The 604-nt window shown below is 62.9% G+C and carries 1 protein-coding gene; it reads left to right on the top strand.

Annotation, left to right across the window (positions count from 1 at the left end; all coding sequences use genetic code 11):
* On the top strand, positions 1-604 hold a 604-nt coding region (gene cysD, locus ABGV18_RS11495; RefSeq protein WP_396586148.1), incomplete at both ends, for a sulfate adenylyltransferase subunit CysD.

The following is a 604-nucleotide window of genomic DNA, read 5'->3' as shown; positions in this document are numbered from 1 at the left end:
TGCGCGCAAGGCCTTCGCCCCGGGGCCGCCGCCGTTTCCGCTGATGCACATCGACACCCGTTGGAAGTTCCGGGCGATGTACGAGTTCCGGGACAAGATGGCCGAGGAAGTCGGCATGGACCTGTTGGTCCACACCAACCCGGAAGGCGTCGAGAAGGACATCAACCCGTTCACGCACGGCTCGGCGATTCACACCGACGTCATGAAGACCGAAGGGCTCAAGCAGGCTCTTGACAAGTACGGCTTCGACGCCGCCTTCGGTGGGGCGCGTCGCGACGAGGAGAAGTCGCGTGCCAAGGAGCGGATTTTCTCGTTCCGCACCGAGCAGCATCGCTGGGATCCGAAAGGCCAGCGTCCCGAGCTCTGGAAGCTGTACAACGCTCGCAAGCACAAGGGCGAGTCCATTCGCGTCTTTCCGCTGTCGAACTGGACCGAGCTGGATATCTGGCAGTACATCTACCTGGAAGGCATTCCGATCGTGCCGCTGTACTACTCCGCCGAACGCCCGGTGGTCGAGCGCGACGGCACGCTGATCATGGTCGACGACGAGCGCATGCCCCTCAACGAGGGCGAGGTGCCGATGATGAAGAAGGTGCGCTTCCGC

The sequence above is a fragment of the Guyparkeria halopsychrophila genome, assembly GCF_044582135.1.
Classification (GTDB): domain Bacteria; phylum Pseudomonadota; class Gammaproteobacteria; order Halothiobacillales; family Halothiobacillaceae; genus Guyparkeria.
This window is presented reverse-complemented; position numbering and strand designations above follow the sequence as displayed.